The 18,566-nt window shown below is 65.8% G+C and carries 20 protein-coding genes; 11 read left to right on the top strand and 9 right to left on the bottom strand.

The features are described from left to right. Window positions 1-56: 56 nt before the first annotated feature. A complete protein-coding gene (locus AAC645_RS12775) occupies window positions 57-1,064 on the top strand; it encodes a chemotaxis protein CheB (RefSeq protein WP_340316523.1) in 1,008 nt (335 codons plus the stop codon). 43 nt (window positions 1,065-1,107) lie between these two features. On the opposite strand, the gene AAC645_RS12780 is transcribed toward AAC645_RS12775, so the two are convergent. Next, window positions 1,108-3,345 carry a CheR family methyltransferase gene (locus AAC645_RS12780; RefSeq protein WP_340316525.1) on the bottom strand — a complete coding sequence of 746 codons (2,238 nt, stop codon included), beginning with the start codon at window positions 3,343-3,345 and terminating at the stop codon, window positions 1,108-1,110. A gap of 300 nt (window positions 3,346-3,645) precedes the next feature. Between AAC645_RS12780 and AAC645_RS12785 the strand changes: the two genes are divergently transcribed. The 6 genes from AAC645_RS12785 (at window position 3,646) to AAC645_RS12815 (ending at window position 8,202) form a co-directional block, all read left to right on the top strand. Next, a complete protein-coding gene (locus tag AAC645_RS12785; protein WP_340316526.1) occupies window positions 3,646-3,930 on the top strand; it encodes a hypothetical protein in 285 nt (94 codons plus the stop codon). Between the two features lie 102 nt (window positions 3,931-4,032). Then, a complete protein-coding gene (locus AAC645_RS12790) occupies window positions 4,033-4,626 on the top strand; it encodes an SRPBCC family protein (protein ID WP_340316527.1) in 594 nt (197 codons plus the stop codon). Between the two features lie 3 nt (window positions 4,627-4,629). Then, window positions 4,630-5,817, top strand: coding sequence for a zinc-dependent alcohol dehydrogenase (locus tag AAC645_RS12795; protein ID WP_340316529.1), 1,188 nt, complete (start codon window positions 4,630-4,632; stop codon window positions 5,815-5,817). An 18-nt stretch (window positions 5,818-5,835) separates the two neighbouring features. Then, window positions 5,836-6,621, top strand: a complete 786-nt coding sequence (locus AAC645_RS12800; RefSeq protein ID WP_340316530.1) for an SDR family NAD(P)-dependent oxidoreductase — start codon at window positions 5,836-5,838, stop codon at window positions 6,619-6,621. Next, window positions 6,618-8,003 (top strand): ATP-dependent DNA ligase, encoded by a 1,386-nt coding sequence (locus AAC645_RS20470; RefSeq protein ID WP_422785831.1) that lies wholly within the window; start codon window positions 6,618-6,620, stop codon window positions 8,001-8,003. Before AAC645_RS12800 ends, AAC645_RS20470 begins: the two co-directional genes overlap by 4 nt. 13 nt (window positions 8,004-8,016) lie before the next feature. Further along, window positions 8,017-8,202 (top strand): YdcH family protein, encoded by a 186-nt coding sequence (locus tag AAC645_RS12815; RefSeq protein WP_340316531.1) that lies wholly within the window; start codon window positions 8,017-8,019, stop codon window positions 8,200-8,202. A 36-nt stretch (window positions 8,203-8,238) separates the two neighbouring features. Here AAC645_RS12815 and AAC645_RS12820 read toward each other — a convergent pair whose 3' ends face one another. Then, window positions 8,239-8,538, bottom strand: coding sequence for a helix-turn-helix transcriptional regulator (locus AAC645_RS12820; protein ID WP_340316532.1), 300 nt, complete (start codon window positions 8,536-8,538; stop codon window positions 8,239-8,241). A gap of 109 nt (window positions 8,539-8,647) precedes the next feature. On the opposite strand from AAC645_RS12820, the gene AAC645_RS12825 reads away from it, so the two are divergent. The 3 genes from AAC645_RS12825 to AAC645_RS12835 all read left to right on the top strand — a co-directional run bounded on the left by AAC645_RS12825 (window position 8,648) and on the right by AAC645_RS12835 (window position 10,222). Next, window positions 8,648-9,169 carry a hypothetical protein gene (locus tag AAC645_RS12825; protein ID WP_340316533.1) on the top strand — a complete coding sequence of 174 codons (522 nt, stop codon included), beginning with the start codon at window positions 8,648-8,650 and terminating at the stop codon, window positions 9,167-9,169. 256 nt (window positions 9,170-9,425) lie between these two features. Then, window positions 9,426-9,950, top strand: coding sequence for a hypothetical protein (locus AAC645_RS12830; protein WP_340316535.1), 525 nt, complete (start codon window positions 9,426-9,428; stop codon window positions 9,948-9,950). An 86-nt stretch (window positions 9,951-10,036) separates the two neighbouring features. Next, on the top strand, window positions 10,037-10,222 hold the full coding sequence (locus AAC645_RS12835) for a flagellar FlbD family protein (protein ID WP_340316537.1): 186 nt from the start codon (window positions 10,037-10,039) through the stop codon (window positions 10,220-10,222). 27 nt (window positions 10,223-10,249) lie between these two features. On the opposite strand, the gene AAC645_RS12840 is transcribed toward AAC645_RS12835, so the two are convergent. The 4 genes from AAC645_RS12840 to AAC645_RS12855 all read right to left on the bottom strand — a co-directional run bounded on the left by AAC645_RS12840 (window position 10,250) and on the right by AAC645_RS12855 (window position 16,079). Beyond that, window positions 10,250-13,276, bottom strand: coding sequence for a CHAT domain-containing tetratricopeptide repeat protein (locus AAC645_RS12840; protein WP_340316539.1), 3,027 nt, complete (start codon window positions 13,274-13,276; stop codon window positions 10,250-10,252). 22 nt (window positions 13,277-13,298) lie between these two features. Beyond that, window positions 13,299-15,116, bottom strand: a complete 1,818-nt coding sequence (locus AAC645_RS12845) for a M48 family metalloprotease (RefSeq protein ID WP_340316541.1) — start codon at window positions 15,114-15,116, stop codon at window positions 13,299-13,301. A 39-nt stretch (window positions 15,117-15,155) separates the two neighbouring features. Continuing rightward, a complete protein-coding gene (locus AAC645_RS12850) occupies window positions 15,156-15,548 on the bottom strand; it encodes a hypothetical protein (protein ID WP_340316542.1) in 393 nt (130 codons plus the stop codon). Between the two features lie 216 nt (window positions 15,549-15,764). Beyond that, on the bottom strand, window positions 15,765-16,079 hold the full coding sequence (locus AAC645_RS12855; protein WP_340316543.1) for a DMT family transporter: 315 nt from the start codon (window positions 16,077-16,079) through the stop codon (window positions 15,765-15,767). 45 nt (window positions 16,080-16,124) lie between these two features. Between AAC645_RS12855 and AAC645_RS12860 the strand changes: the two genes are divergently transcribed. Beyond that, on the top strand, window positions 16,125-16,781 hold the full coding sequence (locus tag AAC645_RS12860) for a DUF1345 domain-containing protein (RefSeq protein ID WP_340316544.1): 657 nt from the start codon (window positions 16,125-16,127) through the stop codon (window positions 16,779-16,781). 7 nt (window positions 16,782-16,788) lie between these two features. Here AAC645_RS12860 and AAC645_RS12865 read toward each other — a convergent pair whose 3' ends face one another. The 3 genes from AAC645_RS12865 to AAC645_RS12875 all read right to left on the bottom strand — a co-directional run. Further along, window positions 16,789-17,268, bottom strand: a complete 480-nt coding sequence (locus tag AAC645_RS12865; protein ID WP_340316545.1) for a GNAT family N-acetyltransferase — start codon at window positions 17,266-17,268, stop codon at window positions 16,789-16,791. Beyond that, complete coding sequence (locus AAC645_RS12870) at window positions 17,265-18,149, bottom strand: DMT family transporter (RefSeq protein ID WP_340316546.1); 885 nt, start codon at window positions 18,147-18,149, stop codon at window positions 17,265-17,267. The genes AAC645_RS12865 and AAC645_RS12870 overlap by 4 nt, the downstream gene beginning before the upstream one ends. A gap of 138 nt (window positions 18,150-18,287) precedes the next feature. Further along, on the bottom strand, window positions 18,288-18,566 hold a 279-nt coding region (locus tag AAC645_RS12875), incomplete at its 5' end, for a flavodoxin-dependent (E)-4-hydroxy-3-methylbut-2-enyl-diphosphate synthase (RefSeq protein WP_340316547.1).

An 18,566-nucleotide genomic window follows, 5' to 3' on the forward strand; every position in this document is an offset into this window, starting at 1 on the left:
TCGAGCCCTGCACCCTCCGCGTCATTTGCATCGTTATCGACTCGAAGGAGCAGGCCTTGTCTACCAAGGACATCATCGTAGTTGGCTCGTCGGCCGGCGGCGTGGAGGCTTTGCAACGCCTCTGTGCCGGCCTGCCCGGCGACCTTCCGGCGGCTGTCTTCGTCGCCCAGCACCTGTCCCCGTCCGCCCGTAGCGTCTTGCCGCAACTTCTCGACAAGGCTGGTCCGCTTCGCGCTATATCGCCAGTCGACGGGCAGGAGATCGAGCCAGGCCATGTCTATGTGGCGGCGCCCGATTATCACATGCTGCTCAGGCCGGGAAGGATATTGATGCGCCGCGGCCCATATGAGAACCGCACCCGTCCGGCGGTGAACCCGCTATTTCGTTCCGCCGCCATCCACTACGGATCGCGTACCATCGGGATGATTCTGACCGGCCTGCTCGACGACGGCACCGATGGCCTGATCGCGATCAAGGCTGCGGGCGGCACGTCGATCATCCAGCACCCCGACGATGCCGAGTGGCCTTCCATGCCGCGCAACGCTCTCAGGCGCGATCACGTCGATCACGCGGTGGCGCTGGCGGAACTGCCGGCGCTGCTATCCCGCCTCGCCGGCGAAGCCTCCGGACCGAGCGTCCCGATACCGGACGAATATCAGATCGAGGACCAGATCGCTGCACAGGATTTTGCCGTCATGGAGCCCGATATCATTACCCCTGGTCGGCCGAGCCACATCTCCTGCCCCGATTGCGGCGGCGTGCTCAACCAGATCCAGGCCGAGGAGGAACTGCGCTTTCGCTGCCAGGTCGGCCATGCCTTCACTTCGCTGGGGCTGGCGACCGCGCAGAATGACGAGTTGGAACGTGCGCTCGGCATCGCGGTCCGCACCCACCGGGATCGCCTGCGGTTGTTCCAGCAGATGGGGGAGAGCGCCGATGCGCAGGGACTGGAATTCGCCAAACATCGCTGGGATATGGCCCGCGCCGAATCCGAGCATCTGATCGACGTGCTGGAGGAAGCGATGGAAAGCCTGCGAAAGCCGGTGGCGGACGAAGAAACCTAGCGACAGTGCCGCACGAACATGTCGCCAGCCCCGCGCCCTGACTTTATTCGCCGGGCTGCAATTGCGTTCTGTCGCTGATGTCATGGACGATGGCCACGAAGATCGGCGGCTGCTCCTCGCCGAAATACTGGGTACAGATCTCGGCGGGATAGGTGCTGCCATCCGCGCAGCGGATCGCCGTTGCGAATACAACCTCGTCCTTCGCGCCGCTCCGTAACGGCACCAGCAACGCCCGTACGTCGGCAGCCGCAACGCCAACCAGGACATCGGGTAGCGACATCTGGGCCAGCTGTGCCGCAGTGTAGCCCAGCTTGCGTTGGGCCCCATGGTTGGTGAGCGTGAAGCGCAGGCTTGCCGGATCCAGGAAATAGATCTCGTTGAGCGCACGGCCCATGATCCGCCCCAGATAGCGGCCATATTCCTCCTGCGCCCGCTCTTCGGTGACATCCTGGAAGACCATCACCAGACCGTGCATGACGTCGTCGTCTTCCTGAAGACCCGAAATCCGGATGCGGCACAGGATGCGGCGCCCTCGACGATCGAGCCCCTCGAGCAGCTTCTCCTCCTGCTCCACGCGCCCAGATTGCACGGCTGCGAGGGCGTCGCGCAACTGGTGGATCGGCAGGCCGATGTCGAGCGCATCGAAGCTGGTATTGATAACCTCCTCCGCGCGCAGGCCCCAGCAATTCTCGCTCCAGCGGTTCCAGCTCTGGATGAGCCGCTTGTCGTCGAGCACGATGATGCCGCCGTTCATCGCGCGCAGCACCGATTCCAGGTGCAGCCTATAGCTGGCCGCCTGCTCGGCCTGGATGCGGAGTTCCTCGTTGACCGACTCCATCTCCTCGTTCGAAGAGCGCGCCTCCTCGTTGAGGGTCTCGAGCTCCTCGTTGGTCGACTGGAGCTCCTCGTTGGTGGTCTCCAGTTCCTCGTTGGTGGACTGGAGTTCCTCGTTGGTGGTCTCCAGCTCCTCGTTCGCCGACTGGAGCTCCTCGATCGACTGCTCGAGATTTTCCTGTGCCGCCTCGAGCTCGCGCTGGAGCCCGTGGACCCTGGTCTGGTCGTAGAAGGCAAACAACACCGCATGCACGCTGCCATCTGGCCGGAGCAACGGGCGCAGGTCGACGCTCAGCCGCATCACCTCGCTCTGGTTCAACCGATATTCCTGGTCCTCGAGCCGAACGCCACGCCGCTGGCGAAACACCTCGTCCATCGGCCCCCTGAGCTCGATCGGCCGATAGGAGATCGGCAGGTCCTGGAAGGGCCGCCCGACATCGGATTCGCCTATGCCGAGCAGCAGGCGCGCCTGCGGGTTCGCCAACACCACCGCTCCGCCGTCGTCTACGACGATCAAGGCGTGGCCGATGTCCTTGACCACCGCCTCGAGCAGTTCGGCGGTAGCAAGCGGCACATCCGGACGACCCAGGCTTCGCGTCGGAAAGCCCCGGCTGATCGGCCGGCGATATTCCTGCGGCACCTTCATGAAGATGCGATGCTTCATCTCGATCGGCCGGAACAGCGATGAACGCGCCAGCTGCGTCTCGGCCTTGCCCAGGAAGAGATAGCCTTCTCGGCTCAGCGCATAGTGAAGGCGTGGCAGCACCACGGCCTGGGTTTCTGCCTCAAGATAGATCAGCAGGTTGCGGCAGATCAGCAGATCGATCCGCGAGATCGGGGCATCATGGACGACGTTGTGGCGGCCGAAGATCACGCATTTGCGCAGCTCGCGTTCGAACACATAATGATTGTTTGTACGCTCGAAATATTTTGCGAGCAGCTCCGGCGGCACATTTTCCACATCCCGCGGCGCATAATTGGCGAGCCGTGCGACCTTCAGTGCCTCCTCGTCCAGGTCCGTCGCATAGATCTTCACCCGGCGACTGAACTCCACCATGCCCAGCGCCTCTGCCAGCAGCATCGCGATCGAGTAAGCCTCCTCGCCGCTTGCGCAGCCGATGCTCCAGACGCGGATGTTGCGTTCATCCTCCCTTGCGGCAAGCTGGGGAATCACCTCGGACTTCAGCACCTCCCACGCATCCGCATCGCGGAAGAACGATGTGACATTGATCAGGACCGTGTTGAGCAAATCCTCGAACTCGCTCGGCTGCGCCTCAAGATAGCTGCGGTACGCCGAGAAATCATCGGCGCCCACTGCCTCCATACGCAGGGCGATCCGCCGACGCAGGCTGGTGCGCTTATAGCCGCGGAAATCAAGACTGCGGCTTTCCTGTATATGGCGCAGCAGGGATTCGAAGTCGGGATCGGGGGCAGGTCTGTCGGCCATGGTTCCGCTCGGTTCCGCCGATAGCCGGCGGTAAGGTTAGTGCTATGCTCAGTTATCGTGCGCGTCCAATACTTCCGCATAGGCGTGAGACAAGTGGCTCGGGCAGATCGAAACGACCCGTTCCGTGATCTGGGCGAGGGTGTCACGGGGCGCCCGGACTGCCCTCCAGCGAGAACATGACTGTCGTTCGACGACAAGCCGCCGCAGATTTGCGACCGGCCGTGCGGGCGATTAATCCTGCTTAGGGTCACGCCTCGTCGCCTGCCTATTCTCCGGATGTCGAGTGGGGGAGAGAACAGCATGATCGACCGCGTCATCTTGGAGCATCGCAGCCGTGACAGTACGAAGCCGGTGCTTTGCGGCCTGGCCGGTACCGAACCAATCCTCGTCGAGCTGGACACCAGCGCCACGATGAAGCTGTGCCCGCTCGGCAGCAGCGCCGATACGCAGAAAGTGATAGACCAAGGCTACGACCAGATCGTCCGCGCTGTCCAGCGGCTGCTCGACGCGCGCTGCTCCGAGGGCCGGCGCGTGGACCACAGGACCCACATCATAGTCTCAGCACTGGATCTTGACCTGGAATAACCTGATTTAGCGCCTCCGCTGGAAAGTCGTCGTCGACGCCGCAACGATAGGAACGACCTGCGCGCTCGTGCAGTTGAGCCGTTTCACCAAGCGGAGGACAGCATGGACGACACGCAGGTCCGCACTGCGCGGGACGACGCGCCACTATCGACATCGAAACGCAGCGACGCAGTGGAGGAAGCCGCCGCCAGCCTGGTGGAGGCCAAGGGCTCGTCCCTGATCGGCCGCACCGTTACCATCAACCGGCCACGCGCCGAACTCTATGCCTATTGGCGGGACTTCGCCAACCTCGCCTCCTTCATGGACAATGTGGTGCGCGTCGATGTGCTCGACGGGCGCCGCTCGCACTGGGTGGTGCGCGCGCCGGCCGGCAAGACCGTCGAATGGGATTCGGTAATCACCGAGGAACGCGAGGGCGAGTTGATCGCCTGGGCCTCGGTTGAAGGCGCAGACGTGCCCAATAGCGGCCGGATCGACTTCCACGACGCCAGCGGCGGGCGCGGCACAACCGTGACCGCCACGATCGTCTATGATCCGCCCGCCGGCGTGGTCGGCAAGGTGATCGCCAAGATCTTCCAGCGCGAGCCCGCAATCCAGGCGCGGCGCGACCTGCGCCGCTTCAAGCAGCTGATGGAAACGGGTGAAATCGCCACATCGTCGCGCACCCGGGCCGAGTTCGAAAAAGAGAAGGACTGAGCCATGCGCGCCCTCACCTGGCACGGCAAGCACGACGTCCGCGTCGAAACGGTCGACGACCCTGAGATTCTCAACCCGCGTGATGCGATCATCAGGATCACCTCCACCGCCATCTGCGGTTCGGATCTCCATCTCTACGACGGCTATATCCCGACGATGCAGAAAGGCGACATCCTCGGCCACGAGTTCATGGGCGAGGTGGTCGAAACCGGCCCAAAATCGACGTTGCGCACGGGCCAGCGCGTGGTGGTGCCTTTCACCATCTCGTGCGGAAGCTGCTTCCACTGCGGCAAGCATCAATATTCCGCCTGCGACAACGGCAACCCCGCCGATAACCAGGACATCGCGATGGAGCTGTACGGCCAGCCGATGTCGGGCCTGTTCGGCTATAGCCACATGACCGGCGGCTATGCTGGCGGACAGGCCGAATATGTCCGCGTGCCCTTCTCCGATGTCGGGCCCATCGTCGTCCCGGAAGGCATGGACGACGACAAGGTGCTGTTCCTGTCGGACATCCTGCCGACCGGCTGGATGGCGGCGGAAAATGCAGACATCGAGCCGGGCGACACCGTCGCGGTGTGGGGCTGCGGGCCGGTCGGGCTGTTCGCGGTGCAATCCGCCTTTTTGATGGGTGCCGAGCGGGTGATCGCGATCGACCACTTCCCGCATCGGCTCGAACTGGCGCGCCGCTTCGGCGCCGAGACGCTCAACTTCGAGGAGAGCAAGACCTATGAGGCGCTGATGGAGATGACCGGCGGCATCGGCCCCGACGCGGTGATCGACGCAGTGGGGCTGGAGGCGCACGGCTTCTTCGTCGACAATGTCATCGACCAGATCAAGGCGTCGACCTTCCTCGGCACCGACCGCATCCACTCGATCCGCCAGGCGATCGTCGCCTGCCGCAAGGGCGGACGCGTATCTATGCCGGCGGTCTATGGCGGCATCGTCGACAAATTCCCGCTCGGCGCCTTGATGGAGAAGGGGCTGACCCTCAAGACCGGCCAGACCCACGTTCAGCATTATATGCCCGGCCTGCTCAATGCGATCGTCGAGGGCAAGGTCGATACCACCTTCCTGATCAGCCACCGACTGCCGCTCGAACAGGCGGCCGAGGGCTACAAGATGTTCCACGACAAACAGAACGAAGTGACCAAGATCGTGCTGAAACCCGGCATGGCCTTGGCCGCGTGACGTTCGAGGAGAAGCGACATGGCCAACAAATTCGCAATCGTGACGGGCGCCTCCACCGGCATCGGCTTCGAATTGGCGAGCATCGCCGCCGAGCACGGACATGACCTGCTGGTGGCGGCGGACGAGCCGCTGATCGACGCAGCCGCCGCCGACTTCCGCCGCCACGGCGTGGAGGTGCGATCGGTCGAGGCCGACCTCTCGACGACGGAGGGCGTCGACGAGCTGCTGCGCGCCGCCGCCGGGCGGCAGATCGACGTGCTGTGCGCCAACGCCGGCCGCGGCCTGGGACGCGCGTTCATCGAACAGGAGGTCGAGGATTGGCGCCGAGTGGTCGATACCAACGTCACCGGCACGGTCTACCTGCTCCAGAAGGTGCTGCAGCAGATGGTGGCGCGCAACGCCGGCAGCATCCTCGTGACGGGCTCGATCGCCGGCTACATGCCGGGCAGCTTCAACGCGGTCTATAACGGCACCAAGGCGTTCATCGACAATTTCACCGACGCGCTGCGCAACGAGATCAAAGACTATGAGGGCGTCACCCTCACAACCCTGATGCCGGGACCGACAGAAACCGAATTCTTCGACCGCGCCGACATGATGGACACCAAGGTCGGGCAGCAGGAGAAGGACGACGCCGGCAAGGTCGCGCGCGATGGCTGGGACGCGATGATGAAGGGCGACAGTCACATCGTTTCTGGCTGGAAGAACAAGCTGCAGGTGACTGCGGCCAATGTCACGCCCGCCGGCACGCTCGCCCAGGCCCATCGCAAGCTGGCCGAGCCGGGTACCGCGGACAAGGCGTGACGACGGACGCGGCCGATCCGGTCGGCGCCGACCCGCCGATCCAGCCGATGGAGGCGCGTCTCGCCGACGCGCTTCCGGAGGGGCCGGGCTGGCAATATGAGCCCAAATGGGACGGTTTCCGCGCAATTGCCGTGCGACGCGGCGGCGCTGTTTCGCTGACCTCGAAATCCGGCAAGCCGCTCGGCAGATATTTCCCCGACATCGTCGCCACGCTCGAGGCCGTGCCGGAGCGGGCGTTCGCCTTGGATGGCGAACTGGTGATTCCGGTGGGCGACCATCTCTCCTTCGGAGCACTGCAGGCGCGTCTCCATCCGGCGGCCAGCCGCGTGGCCCGCCTGGTTCGTGAAGCGGCCGCCCAGTTCATCCTGTTCGATTGCCTGTCGTGGCGCGGCGAACGGCTCGACAATGCCCCCTTGCGGCAACGGCGCGCGGCGCTGCTCGCGCTGTTCGAGGATCTCGACAGGCCCGATCTGCTGCTGTCTCCGGCGACGACCGACGTCGGCGTCGCGCAGCGCTGGCTCGACGACAGCGGCGGCGCGCTCGATGGCGTCGTCGCCAAGCCGCTCGACGAACCTTATCGCGCCGGTGAACGCGCGATGGTCAAGGTCAAGCAGCTCCGCACCGCCGACTGCGTGGTCGGCGGCTATCGCGAAACCGGCAAGGGCGAGGTCGCGTCGCTGCTTCTCGGTCTTTACGCCGAAACCGGCAAGCTCGACCATGTCGGCTTTACCTCGGCCTTTGCCGCGGAGGACCGCCGGCAGTTAGGCGCGATCGTCGAGCGGCATCGCGGCGGGCCCGGCTTCACCGGCGACCGGCCCGGTGGCCCGAGCCGCTGGAATGCCGGCAAGGAGAAGCCATGGATTCCGCTGCAGCCGGACCTGGTGGCGGAAGTGATCTACGATCAGATTACCGACGGCCGTTTCCGCCACGGCACCCGCTTCCTCCGCTGGCGGCCCGACAAGATCCCGCGCAGTGCGACCGCAGCCAGCTGGTCCGCGAACTCCGCCCCAGTGAACTCGCCGACGTCATCGCGCCTCTTCCGGCCTGAACCAGCGATAAAGCGGAGCTGCAATTTCCAGCCTTTGGAACCACTTGACGACTCGAAGGCGATTGCCAAAATATCGACTCGGCGGTTTCGCCATTTTGGAAGGAGTGACAGGAAGAAAGGAGGCAGATCCATGTCCCTCTCCCATTTTCGCCATCCCCTCGATGTCGCCGAACATCCGAGCCTCGAACCCGAGGTCAAGCGCGCCATCCTCGCATCCTGGGCTTCTGATGCCTCAGCCATATCCGGGAAACCGGCACTTCGCCGCCCCGCCGAGCTGGACCGACCGGTACCGGTGGACGATGTCCTCAACGCGCTGAAGTCACTCGATAGCTGAGCAGGAGGAAGGCATGTCGAACAAGTTCCTCGCCTATCTTGAACGCGAACATGCGCGGCTGGAACAGCTCGTCGCAGATGAAGCGCGCAAGCTCAGGCCCAACGAAACCGAGCTGGCCCGCCTCAAGAAGATGAAGCTGGCCGTGAAGGACCAGATCGTCGCGTGGCAGCACGACGTCGAGGCGCTTGCCAGCGCCTGACGGGCCGGGGCGGATTGATCCGCCCCGGTACATCCGTCATTCGCGACCAGGATCGTTATGGACCCACGCTGCGAGCTTGTCTTGCTGCCCTTCCGATGGCGGCGGGACATCGCCCTCCTCGTCGGGCCCGAACCAGCCCTGCTCCTCGTTGTCGCCACCGCGGGGCGTGGGTGGTGTGCCGAGGCGCGCCCTGACGATGGGCAGATGGTCTCGAATTGCATGCTCGCTACGCCCGAGACGACGGGCGATCTCCGCCACCGATGCGCCAGCCACGTCGAGCCGCTGCACCAGCTCCAGATCAGCTTCGGTCCACTCGGGATCCCGGTCATCAGCCATGATCATCTCTCCGGGGGCCGCCATCGCGCGGGCGATACGCCTTCTAAACTTAGCATGACCCCGTGCGTTCCACACGGAGGCGAAGGCTGAGAGGCGGTGGAAACCGGTGATGGCGGCAAAGAAGCTCAAGGTCTTCAAAACGACGGTTGGCTTCCACGACGCCTATGTCGCGGCGCCCAGCCAGAAGGCGGCGCTCGAAGCCTGGGGCAGCGACCATAATCTGTTCGCGACCGGCGCGGCCGAGCAGATCACCGACGAGGCTGCGATGGCGGAACCGCTCGCCAAGCCAGGTGAGGTGATAAAGAAAGTACGCGGCTCGGTCGGTGAACATCTCGCCGCGCTCACGAAGAGCGACCGGCCGCGCGGCAGGGCCAGCCGCGCCCCTGCCATGCCAGCCGCCCTGCCGCGCCCGAGCCGCAAAGAACTGGATCGGGCCGAACAGGCGCTGGAACAGGCCAACGCCGCTCGTGACGAGGCCGTGGAACAACTTGCGCGAGAGGAAGCGGATCTGGTGCGCCGCCGCCGGGATCTCGAACGCAGGTATGAGCGCGAGGCCGAACGGCTTTCGCGCATCCGCGACCAAAAGCGCAGCGAGTATGAAGAGGCAATAGCACGATGGCGCAAGGAATGAGCGGCCGATCGGCGGCCGCCCCAACTGCCAGTCGCCAGGCCGCTACGGGGGGAGGAGCGACCTGGCGACATTCATGGGCATACCAGATAACTGGGGGGGTAACTGGCATCCCCGAAGATAGATGGTCGCGCCGATGCAGCGCTAATCTATGATGGCGCGTTGATACGTCTCGGCGTGTGTACGCGGCTGCTTGGCGCTACGCGGCAGGAATAGTCGGTTGATATCGGCGCCAGCTATTGGTCGCGAGGAGAGAAGCATGAAGAAGATTGGCCTTTTTATCCTGCCGGCCGTGCTGACGTTGGGCGCCGCGCAACCCGCTGCACCGATCGACGGCAACGAAGCGAAGTCCGCGGAAGGCGATCGGATGAGGTCGGTTCGGGACAGCGCTGGGCGGATCGCGTCGCAGCCCGTGAAGGATGTCGGCGTGGCACGCACCAAATTTCCGCCGGTCCTGCTCGCGGCACGCGAGGATCCCTACAGCCTGGAGGGAGCCACGACGTGCCGCCAAATCGCCGCCTCCTTCGCCGAGCTCAGCGAAGCGCTCGGTCCGGATTTCAGAGCGGGGCCGGCCAAGAAGGAAAATCGCGCCGGCAAACTCGCCGAAGCGGGCGGGCAGACCGTCGTCAACTCGCTGATTCCGTTCCGCGGCCTGGTGCGCGAAATCACCGGCGCCGCCCCAGCGCAGCGTCGGCTGAACGTGGCCATCGACGCGGGCTATGCCAGGCGGGGATTCCTGCGCGGGCTGCACACCGCCCGCCGATGCCGGACACCGCTCGGCTGAGCTGATGATCCATCGGCGTTGATTATTTGCTGGCCGCGGCTGGCCAGCGCGCTATCGTCGCCGTTCAGCAGAGGGAGAGGAAGCCAATGCTCGTCATGTTCGTGGGTGCCGACAGGGTCGAAACGGCGGTCAATGCGTCGCAGATCACCTTCATATCCTCGGTGACCGACGGAACCCGCATACGCTTCGGCGAAGGCCGCAGCGTCACCGTCACCGAACCGATGGCCGAGGTCGTCGAAAAGCTCAACGAGATGCTGCGGCCGCACGAATAGGCGCACCAATAGCGCTCTGCGCGCTGTTCAGCGATCGTCGCTCCCTATCACCGTGAATGGCGCCCAGGCCGCAGGATGCGCCCAGCGCGGCTGCCAGCCGGGCAGCGAGGAGCCGTCGGCACGACGGCCGGTGCGGACCGTGCGCATCGCCAGTTGCAGTGCCGCGGCGCGGCTCAGCCCGGCATTGCGGGCGATCAGCGTTTCCACTGTCAGCGCTGCCGTTGAATCGTCGCTTACTCGCCACCGGCTCGCGAGCAGCGACCCCGCGCCAGCATAGAGAAAGGCGCGGCCCAGGCTCGACAGGCTGTCCGCTCCCGGCGTGCCGTCGGCGGAGGCGGTGTTGCAGGCCGACAGGATCACCCAGTCCGCCGTCAGCCGCATGCCGGCTACTTCCGACGCAGCGAGCAGGCCGTCATCCTCGCGCGAGCTGCTCTCCGGCGGCGTGAAGGCGAGGCCTGGTTCGCGCAGGCCGCCAATCTCACCCGGCAGGATGCCATGCGTGGCAAAAGCGAGGATCCGGGCGTCGCGGACGGCCGGATCGGTGCGAACCGACGCCTCCGTCGCAGCGGCGCCGAGATGGAGCAGATCCGGCCGCGCGCGCAGCGATGCCGCCATCGCCTTCAGCTCGATCTCGGTGCCCGGCAGCGGGCTCAGCTCGCGTAACGCCGTCGGGTCGGCCAGCCCTTGGCCGGCGCGATCCACCGGCTGCGGGATCTTGAGGAAATCGTCGAGCATGCGGTCGCCGCTCGGCGGACCGAGAAAGGTTGGCGCACCATAGCCGACGAACTGAACCACGGCCCCGGTTGCGCGGTTGACGCTTGGCTTCGCTGCCGTCGCCCGCAGCACGGAGACGGCGGGAAGCGTGATGATCGCATAGCGGTCGCCGAACCAGCCGGCCGAAGCATCGTCCCTGTCGTCTGTCGACAGCAGGCTGAGCGGCAATTCGGCGAGCGCACCGCCCGTCACCACGAACAGCGCCTTGGCGCCGGCGAGCACCGGCTCCACCGGACGGACCAGGTCGCGATAAAGCGCGAAAGCCGCCTGCCGGTCGAAGCTCGGCCAGACGTCCGATCGATCGCCGCAGCGCTTCGAGTCGACCTCGCAGCGCAGCGCCTGCACACGAGCCGCCAGCGGGACCGCACCCCCGGCCAAACGCGACCACATCATCGCCTGTGGACCTATTGCGAAACTGTAGAGATCCGCGCCGGCAGGAACGATCATCAACAGCCTGGCGCCGCGATCGAGCCGCGCCTGCGTCGCATCGAGCGGCAGGCTTTCGGACCCGATCAGCCTTGCATAATCCGGAAACGCCTCGCGGAGCTGGCGGTCGGCCTCGGCCAACAGCGTAGCGGTCGCGTCGAGCTGCGCACGGATGTCGGCGATCCGCACGGCATCGCCGCGCACCAATTGCCGGAGCAGGCCGGCATCGAGTTCCGCGGCGCGGTCGGACAAGCTCTGCTGGCGGCGCACGAGATCGCCCAGCGGCCCCTCGCCGGCAGCGGTGCGCGCGGCGGTGCGCGCCATGCTGCGCGCTGCAACGGAAACGGAAAGATCCTGTGCGGCGAGGAAGGCTTCGGCGCGGAGGGCGGCGGCCTGTTGCGGCGCCACCGCTGCGCGCTCCCAGGCGGCGCGGATCAGGATCGCGAAGGCGCCAGCCAGCGGATCGAAGCGGCTGGCGTCGATAGCTTCGGCACGGCCGACCGCCTGCTGCGCGCCATCGCCATCGCGCGCATCGCCGATGCGGCCGAGCCGGCGGCGGCGGACGATGTCGGCCGCCTCGCGCGCCGCCGCCACCGCATCGGCGGTGCGTCCGACCGCCATAAACAGTTCAGCCTGGTCGATCAGCGCCTCGGCCAGCGCGGGGTGATCCGGGCCGAACGTCGCGCGCCGCGCCGCCACCGCCTGCTCATACAGCGGCAGCGCCCGATCGAACTTGCCTTGCGCGGCGAGCGCATGACCGAGCCGCAGTTGCGCAGTGGCAATGTCGGGATGACCTTCACGTAGCGCGGCAACCCGGATGGCCAGCGCCTGCTCGAACAGAGGCTCGGCCTCCGCCGCCTTGCCCTGCCGTTCGAGATTGACGGCAACATTGGAAAGACCGATCGCCGTGGTCGGATGCCGCGGACCATAAACCGCCCGCCAGATCGCGAGCGCCTTGCCATAGAGCGGCGCGGCTTCCGCATAATCCCCCTGCCGGTTCAGATTATGCGCGGCGTTGTTGTAGCTGGTTGCGGCGGCAAGCCCCCCGGGATCTATCCGGCTGCGGATCCGCAGCGCGCGGGCATAGGCCGGCGCAGCATCGGCATAGCGGCCCTGCCCATCGAGATTGAAGCCGAGATTATTATAGCTCGTCGCCACCGCCGCATCGTCCGGACCAAGCTCGGCGATGCGTACCGCCAGCGCCTGGCGATACAGTGGCTCGGCCTCGAGCGGACGGCCCAGCGCATCGAGATTGGCGGCGACATTGCTCTCGATCAGTGCGAGGTCGAGATCCTCGGGCTCCCAGCCGCGGGCGATCGCCAGGGCCTTGGCGTACAGGTCTCTAGCCTCGGTGAAGCGACCCTGGCGCCCGAGCGCGAAACCGAGGTTATTATAGGCGAGCCCGGCGGCGCGGCTCGTCGCGCCCTTGGCCAGCGCACCGGCCAGCGCGCCTCGATAGAGCTGCTCGGCCTCGTCATATTGCCCCAGCGACTGCAGATTGGCCGCGAGGTTCGACGCGGCCTGCTCGGTGAGCCTATGGCCGGAACCCAGCCTGCGCTCGAATATGCCCAACGCGCGGCGATAGAGCGGCGTCGCCTCGGCCGGTTTGCCCTGCTCGACGAGCCAGCCGGCAATCAGCGACAGCGTGCCCCCGACTTCGGGATGATCCGCACCCTTGATTCGCTCCTCGATGGCCAATGCCTGTCGGCCAAGCGCGACCGCATCGATCCAACGCCGCTCGGCCGTGGCGGATTGCAGCCTGTCCTCGATCCGGGACAGCTCCGCCTGCGGACCTGGCGCGGCCAGCGCGGGCGCGGCTGCGAGCGCGGCTGCGAACAGCCAGCCCCTCGTCATGTGCGGTCGCAAGGATCCGCCCTCAACCGCCGAAGGGCAATTTGAACCCCAGCGGATTGGCTTGCTGCTGCGCCTCGGGCATCGCCGCCTTGCAGCGCTCGGTGATATAGTCGCGCCCCTTTACGCCCATGCACGCGGTATAGACCGACTGGGCGGCGGCGGTATCGCCGGCGGCAAGGTCGCGGCGGATCTCGATGCTCTTGAAGTGATCGGGATCCTTGAAACGCGTCTTGCCTTCCGCAATCAGCGCATCGCTGTCCTTCACGTCGCCGGCATTGAGTTCCATCTCGGTATAGGTCTCGTAGAGCTGCAGGTTCGGCACACCGCCGCCACGGCCCGCGTCGAAGAAGCTTGCCGCCGCCGGGATATTGCCTTGGTCACGGGCGGCCAGCGCCGCGACATAGTTGACGAAGGTCGGCGCCGAGCGGCTGCCCGCGCCAAGACCGCGCAGCTGCGCCGTGGCCCCCGCATAATCCTGCGCGAAATAGCTGCCGCGCGCCTTGAGATAGGCGTTCCGGGTCGAGATCGCGCGGGCATAATCGGGCTTCGCCTTGATCCGGCCGATCAGCGCGCCACTGTCGATCGGCGGATCGGCCGTCGGATAGCCGGCCTGGAAATAGGCGGCGAGGCCGTTGCGCCGCTCCTCAGGGGGCAAATGGGTGTCGCCGCCGAGCGACTTGGTGATGTTGCCCATATTGTTCAGAAGCGCGCCGCCCGCGCTCTTGAGCAGGCCCGAGCCGAAGCCCCGCATGCCGGCGCCGCCGCCCAGCAGGCTAGTGGTGGTGACGCTGCCGGTCGCGAAACTCTTCATCGCCTCGCCCATGCTCGCCTGCACCGCATCGGCCGCCATCTTGCGCTTGTCGCGCGACGCCTTCTCGGTTTCGAACGCCTTCTGCAGCCGCGCGAAGACATTGGCATAGCTGTCGATCGTCATGTTGCCGCGAACCAGCAGGTCGACCGCCAGCGCATCCGCCTGGTTCTCCTGATCGCGGTTCCAGGACGGCGCGAAGATGTCATCGACCGCAAAGCGCAGCGCCTCGGCAATCGGCGCGGCGCGGCGGGCGCCCGCCGCCATGCCGCTCTGCGCGCTGGCGAGCATGTTGCTGCCGTTGCTGTGCTTCAGCGCGTTGACGGTGCTGCCCGCCTGCCAGGCGATAGATACGGCCTGGGTAGCGCCCTTGGCGCCAGCGATAGTCTCGGCCTTGGTGAAGTGACCGAGCAGGAGGTGCGAATATTCATGCGCGAGCACGAACAGCACTTCGGAGTCGGACTGCGCCGCCTCGAGCAACCCCATCGATACGATGATCGTATTATCCGGCAGCGCCTGCGCCTGATAGGCTTCGTCGGCGCGAAATAGGATCTTCGGGGTGCGCTCGAGCGGCGCGTAAGGCCATGCCCTGGCGAAGGCCTCCAAGACCGGCCGCAGTTCCAGTTCGAGCGCCGGAATCGCCATCAGGTCCATGCGCGCCGAACGTGTATTCATCACCTGTCCAGACAGACCCATGGCGCCGGCGGTATCGCCAGCGCCCGATCGCATCTTCTGGTTGGTGGCGCATAGCTCGGCGGGATCGAGCGTCGAGATGTAGGGCGCCTTGTCGATCGAGAATTTCCCGCGCGCCTTCTTGTCGATCTTCTTGGCCGCTACCAGCGTGCCACTCGCTGGAGCCGGGCAACCGTTCAGCGCCACATAGGGCGCATCGGGCAACGCCGTGACCATCGGCTGCTCGGCGGCGGCCGCCTTCGCCGGAGCAGCGCCGGCCTTTTTGCGGGGAGCCGCATCGAGTGTCGCGCTGACCCCGAGGGACGCCGCCAGGGCGACGAAGATCAACCGGTTCCGCATCTCAAAAAATCCCTCCTGTTGTCCCCCGACTCCTTCTTCCTATTTTCCTCCGCCGCAGCCGAGCCCCAGCGACTGTTGCAGACCGTCTTCCTCCATCTTGGCGAAGCTCATCGCGTTCGCGTCGCATTTCACGGCCGCCAGGTCGCCGACATAGTCGACCGTGGACAATCGCAGCCAGGCCAGCTTGCCGTCGAGCTGCACTCCGACGAAGCCGGTTTTGGCGCGGATCACGCGCGAACCGGGGGTGCCCGCCACCGGCATCGACGCGACCGGCACCTCGCGCACCTTCGTTCCGGCATCGTCATAGATGGGCAGCGGGTCTCGCTTATAGGCCTTGATCGCGGGTCCGTCGGCCGCGTGCGCGGCAAACGGCGCAAGCATGGCCAGCGCCAGTCCGCCTATGATCGTGAAACGCACAGTGCGACCGGTCATATTCCATCCTTCTCATGGCTACCCTTCACACTACGGTGCGAAACGCGGCCAGGTTGCCCCCATGGCAAAGACGAACTCGTCGACGCACGACCTTACGAACTTTCGTCCCCTGGCGCTGTGAGCACCATCACAGAGACGCCTCCTATTGCCCGATCCTAACATAGCATGGTTGGGTGAATGAATGAATACACCCGGCCCCGCCACAGGCCGGGCACCTCAATGGCTGAGCTTGAGCCCTGCGATGCAGGCGACGATTGCGAAGATCAGCACGATCCGGATCGGTGTCGTCGGTTCACCGAACCAGACCATGCCGACGACGACGGTGCCGATCGCCCCGATCCCGCCCCACACCGCATAGGCGGTCCCCATCGGGATGGTGCGGCTGGCGACCTCGAGCAGCGTCATCGACAGGCCTACCGAGACGAGGAAGCCGAGCGTCCAGGGAATATTGCGAAAACCCTCGACGAACCGCAGGCAGGTGGTGAAGCCCACTTCGAAACAACCGCCGACGATCAACCATATCCACGCCATGCCCCGGCCATAGCGAAGCCGGCGCGGCCACGCTAGGACGGGGCAATGGCAACATCACCCCCGCTCGGCCTCGGCCACCATATCGCGCCGCCGCGCTTCGTCGGCTTCATCGTCATCGCCGTCGCCGGCTTCGCCATCGCGACGCAATGGGCTGGCTGGGCACGTGCGGCGCTGATCGGCTTCGATGCCGGCGCGGTGCTGTTCCTGCTGTCCTGCATCCCGCTGCTGGGCCATGCACCGGCCGACATGCGCGTCGCCGCCCAGCGCAACGACGCCAATCGCGCGATGCTGCTGGTGATCACCGGCATCGTCTGCGCAGTGGTGCTGGTCGCGGTCACCGTGGAGCTCTCGCAGAAGCAGCAGATGCATGCCGGCAGCATCGCGCTGATCATCGGGACGCTGCTGGTCGCCTGGCTGTTCAGCAACATGATCTACGCGCTGCACTATGGGCATCTGTTCTACAGCACCAAGCCAAAGACCGGCGGCGACTGCGGGGGCATCAGCTTTCCCGGCGACGGCGAGCCGGACTATTGGGACTTCATCTACTTTGCTTTCACGCTGGGAATGACCTTCCAGACCTCGGACGTCGAAATCGAAGGCCGCGGCATCCGCAGGGTCGCGATCCTCCACTGCTTTGCCGCCTTCGTGTTCAACATCGGCGTGCTGGCATTCACGATCAACGTGCTGGGCGGCGGGTCCTGAAGCGAGGTCAGTCCTCCTGCAACGCCTCCAGTGCATCGCCGTCGAGCCGCCAGGGTTCCCAGCCGAGATTATGCCGCGCGCCGATGTGGCGGTAGAAGCCCTTGGCCAGTTCGTTCCAGTCGAGCACGCCCCAGTCCAGCCTGACGCAGTCATGCGCCTTGGCTTCGTCCGCCAGGGCCTTGAACAGCGCGCGCGCAATGCCGCCGCCGCGTGCGTCCGGATCGACGAAAAGATCTTCGAGATAGAGGCCGTGCCGTCCGGTCCAGGTCGAGAAGTTGAAGAACCACACCGCGATACCGGCGACCTTGCCGTCCAGCTCCGCAACATGGGCGAAGACTCGCGGCACCTCCCCGAACAGCAGCGCGGCCAGCCCCTCGGGCGTCGCCCTCACCGCGTCCAACTGGCGTTCGTAGCTGGCGAGTGCCCGTATGAGCCGCAGGATGTCATGCTCGTCGCCGGGTCGGGCGCGGCGGATGGCAACGGTCATGGAATCACGTCCCTCTCAAGATCAGGCGCACGCGCGGCAATCCAGCAGCCGGCGACGATCGCTGCCGCACCGAGCAGGGTAGGCAGCCCGACCTGCTCGTTGAAGACAATCCAGCCCCACAGGCTCGCCCAGATGAAGGCTGTGAACTCGACCGGCGCGAGATAGCTCGCCTCGGCGCGGGCATAGGCCCAGCTCAGCAGCGCCAGCGAGATCGTGGCGAGCACCGCGCCTAGCACGATCATCGGCCAATGCCCGGCCGGCGGCAGCGTCGCGAACCATGGCATCGCGACGGCGAGGCAGATGGTGACGACCAGGTTCTGGAAGAACGCCACCTCATAGGGATCCGCGACCTGCGCCTGCCGCCGCATCAGGATGATGTTATAGGCATAGCAGACCGCCGACAGCAGCACCGCGATCGCGCCCAGCAGGGCCTCCGGGCCCATCGCCGCATGCGCCTGCCCCCAGAGGATCACCAGCACGCCGCCGAACGCCATCAGCGATCCGAACAGCGCCCCGCGCTTCATTCGCTCCTTGAGCAGCAGTACCGCCAGCACCTGAGCGATCAGCGGCGCAATGAAGCTCAGCGCGATGGCCTGCGCCATCGGCGTCCGGGCGAGCCCCCAGAAGAACAGCATCGCCATGACCGCCGATACCGCGCCGCGCTCGATATGAAGCCGCATCGCCGGGCGCGAAGGGGTGACCGGGCGGCTCCACAGCCAGGGCAGGCCGCTCACTGCTATGCCCGCAAAGCTGCGCCACAGCAGGGTATTATAGGTGCCGATCGCCAGAGCGAGGGCCTTGATGACCGCGTCCATCGACGAGAAGACGGCAATGCCGAGACAGGCGACCGCGAAGGCGGCTACGACCGGAGGCTGTTTCATTGGCGAAGGAGAAGTCCGCCTACTCCGTCATCCCAACGCAGGCTGGGATCCATGTCTCTCCAGCCACGCGATGCTGCGGCGCGAGGAAACAGACATGGACCCCAGCCTTCGCTGGGGTGACAGACGAGAGGACCGAAATCATTCGGCGGCTTGCGCCTGTGCCGCTTCGGCGGCTTCGATCTCGGCGGCCTTGGCCTCCACCAGCCGGACGATGTGCTCGACCATGTCTGCATCCTGCACGGTGTGATCGGTGACGCCCGACAGATAGACCATATGCTTGCCGGCGCCGCCGCCGGTCAGCCCGATGTCGGTCTCGCGCGCTTCGCCCGGCCCGTTGACCACGCATCCGAGCACCGACAGCGAGAGCGGCACGCGGATATGCTGGAGCCGCTCCTCGAGCGTCTGCACGGTGCGGAT

It is taken from the genome of Rhizorhabdus argentea (assembly GCF_037861105.1).
Lineage (GTDB): Bacteria > Pseudomonadota > Alphaproteobacteria > Sphingomonadales > Sphingomonadaceae > Rhizorhabdus > Rhizorhabdus argentea.

Bases quoted from the DNA above. Each gene is read 5' to 3' on its own strand.
- AAC645_RS12830 (WP_340316535.1), top strand. From the start codon at position 9,426: ATGAAGAAGATTGGCCTTTTTATCCTGCCGGCCGTGCTGACGTTGGGC.
- AAC645_RS12800 (WP_340316530.1), top strand. From the start codon at position 5,836: ATGGCCAACAAATTCGCAATCGTGACGGGCGCCTCCACCGGCATCGGC.
- AAC645_RS12845 (WP_340316541.1), bottom strand. From the start codon at position 15,116: ATGCGGAACCGGTTGATCTTCGTCGCCCTGGCGGCGTCCCTCGGGGTC.
- AAC645_RS12835 (WP_340316537.1), top strand. From the start codon at position 10,037: ATGCTCGTCATGTTCGTGGGTGCCGACAGGGTCGAAACGGCGGTCAAT.
- AAC645_RS12795 (WP_340316529.1), top strand. From the start codon at position 4,630: ATGCGCGCCCTCACCTGGCACGGCAAGCACGACGTCCGCGTCGAAACG.
- AAC645_RS12840 (WP_340316539.1), bottom strand. From the start codon at position 13,276: ATGACGAGGGGCTGGCTGTTCGCAGCCGCGCTCGCAGCCGCGCCCGCG.
- AAC645_RS12785 (WP_340316526.1), top strand. From the start codon at position 3,646: ATGATCGACCGCGTCATCTTGGAGCATCGCAGCCGTGACAGTACGAAG.
- AAC645_RS12870 (WP_340316546.1), bottom strand. From the start codon at position 18,149: ATGAAACAGCCTCCGGTCGTAGCCGCCTTCGCGGTCGCCTGTCTCGGC.
- AAC645_RS12790 (WP_340316527.1), top strand. From the start codon at position 4,033: ATGGACGACACGCAGGTCCGCACTGCGCGGGACGACGCGCCACTATCG.
- AAC645_RS12820 (WP_340316532.1), bottom strand. From the start codon at position 8,538: ATGGCTGATGACCGGGATCCCGAGTGGACCGAAGCTGATCTGGAGCTG.
- AAC645_RS12825 (WP_340316533.1), top strand. From the start codon at position 8,648: ATGGCGGCAAAGAAGCTCAAGGTCTTCAAAACGACGGTTGGCTTCCAC.
- AAC645_RS12780 (WP_340316525.1), bottom strand. From the start codon at position 3,345: ATGGCCGACAGACCTGCCCCCGATCCCGACTTCGAATCCCTGCTGCGC.
- AAC645_RS12815 (WP_340316531.1), top strand. From the start codon at position 8,017: ATGTCGAACAAGTTCCTCGCCTATCTTGAACGCGAACATGCGCGGCTG.
- AAC645_RS12850 (WP_340316542.1), bottom strand. From the start codon at position 15,548: ATGACCGGTCGCACTGTGCGTTTCACGATCATAGGCGGACTGGCGCTG.
- AAC645_RS12860 (WP_340316544.1), top strand. From the start codon at position 16,125: ATGGCAACATCACCCCCGCTCGGCCTCGGCCACCATATCGCGCCGCCG.
- AAC645_RS12865 (WP_340316545.1), bottom strand. From the start codon at position 17,268: ATGACCGTTGCCATCCGCCGCGCCCGACCCGGCGACGAGCATGACATC.
- AAC645_RS12855 (WP_340316543.1), bottom strand. From the start codon at position 16,079: ATGGCGTGGATATGGTTGATCGTCGGCGGTTGTTTCGAAGTGGGCTTC.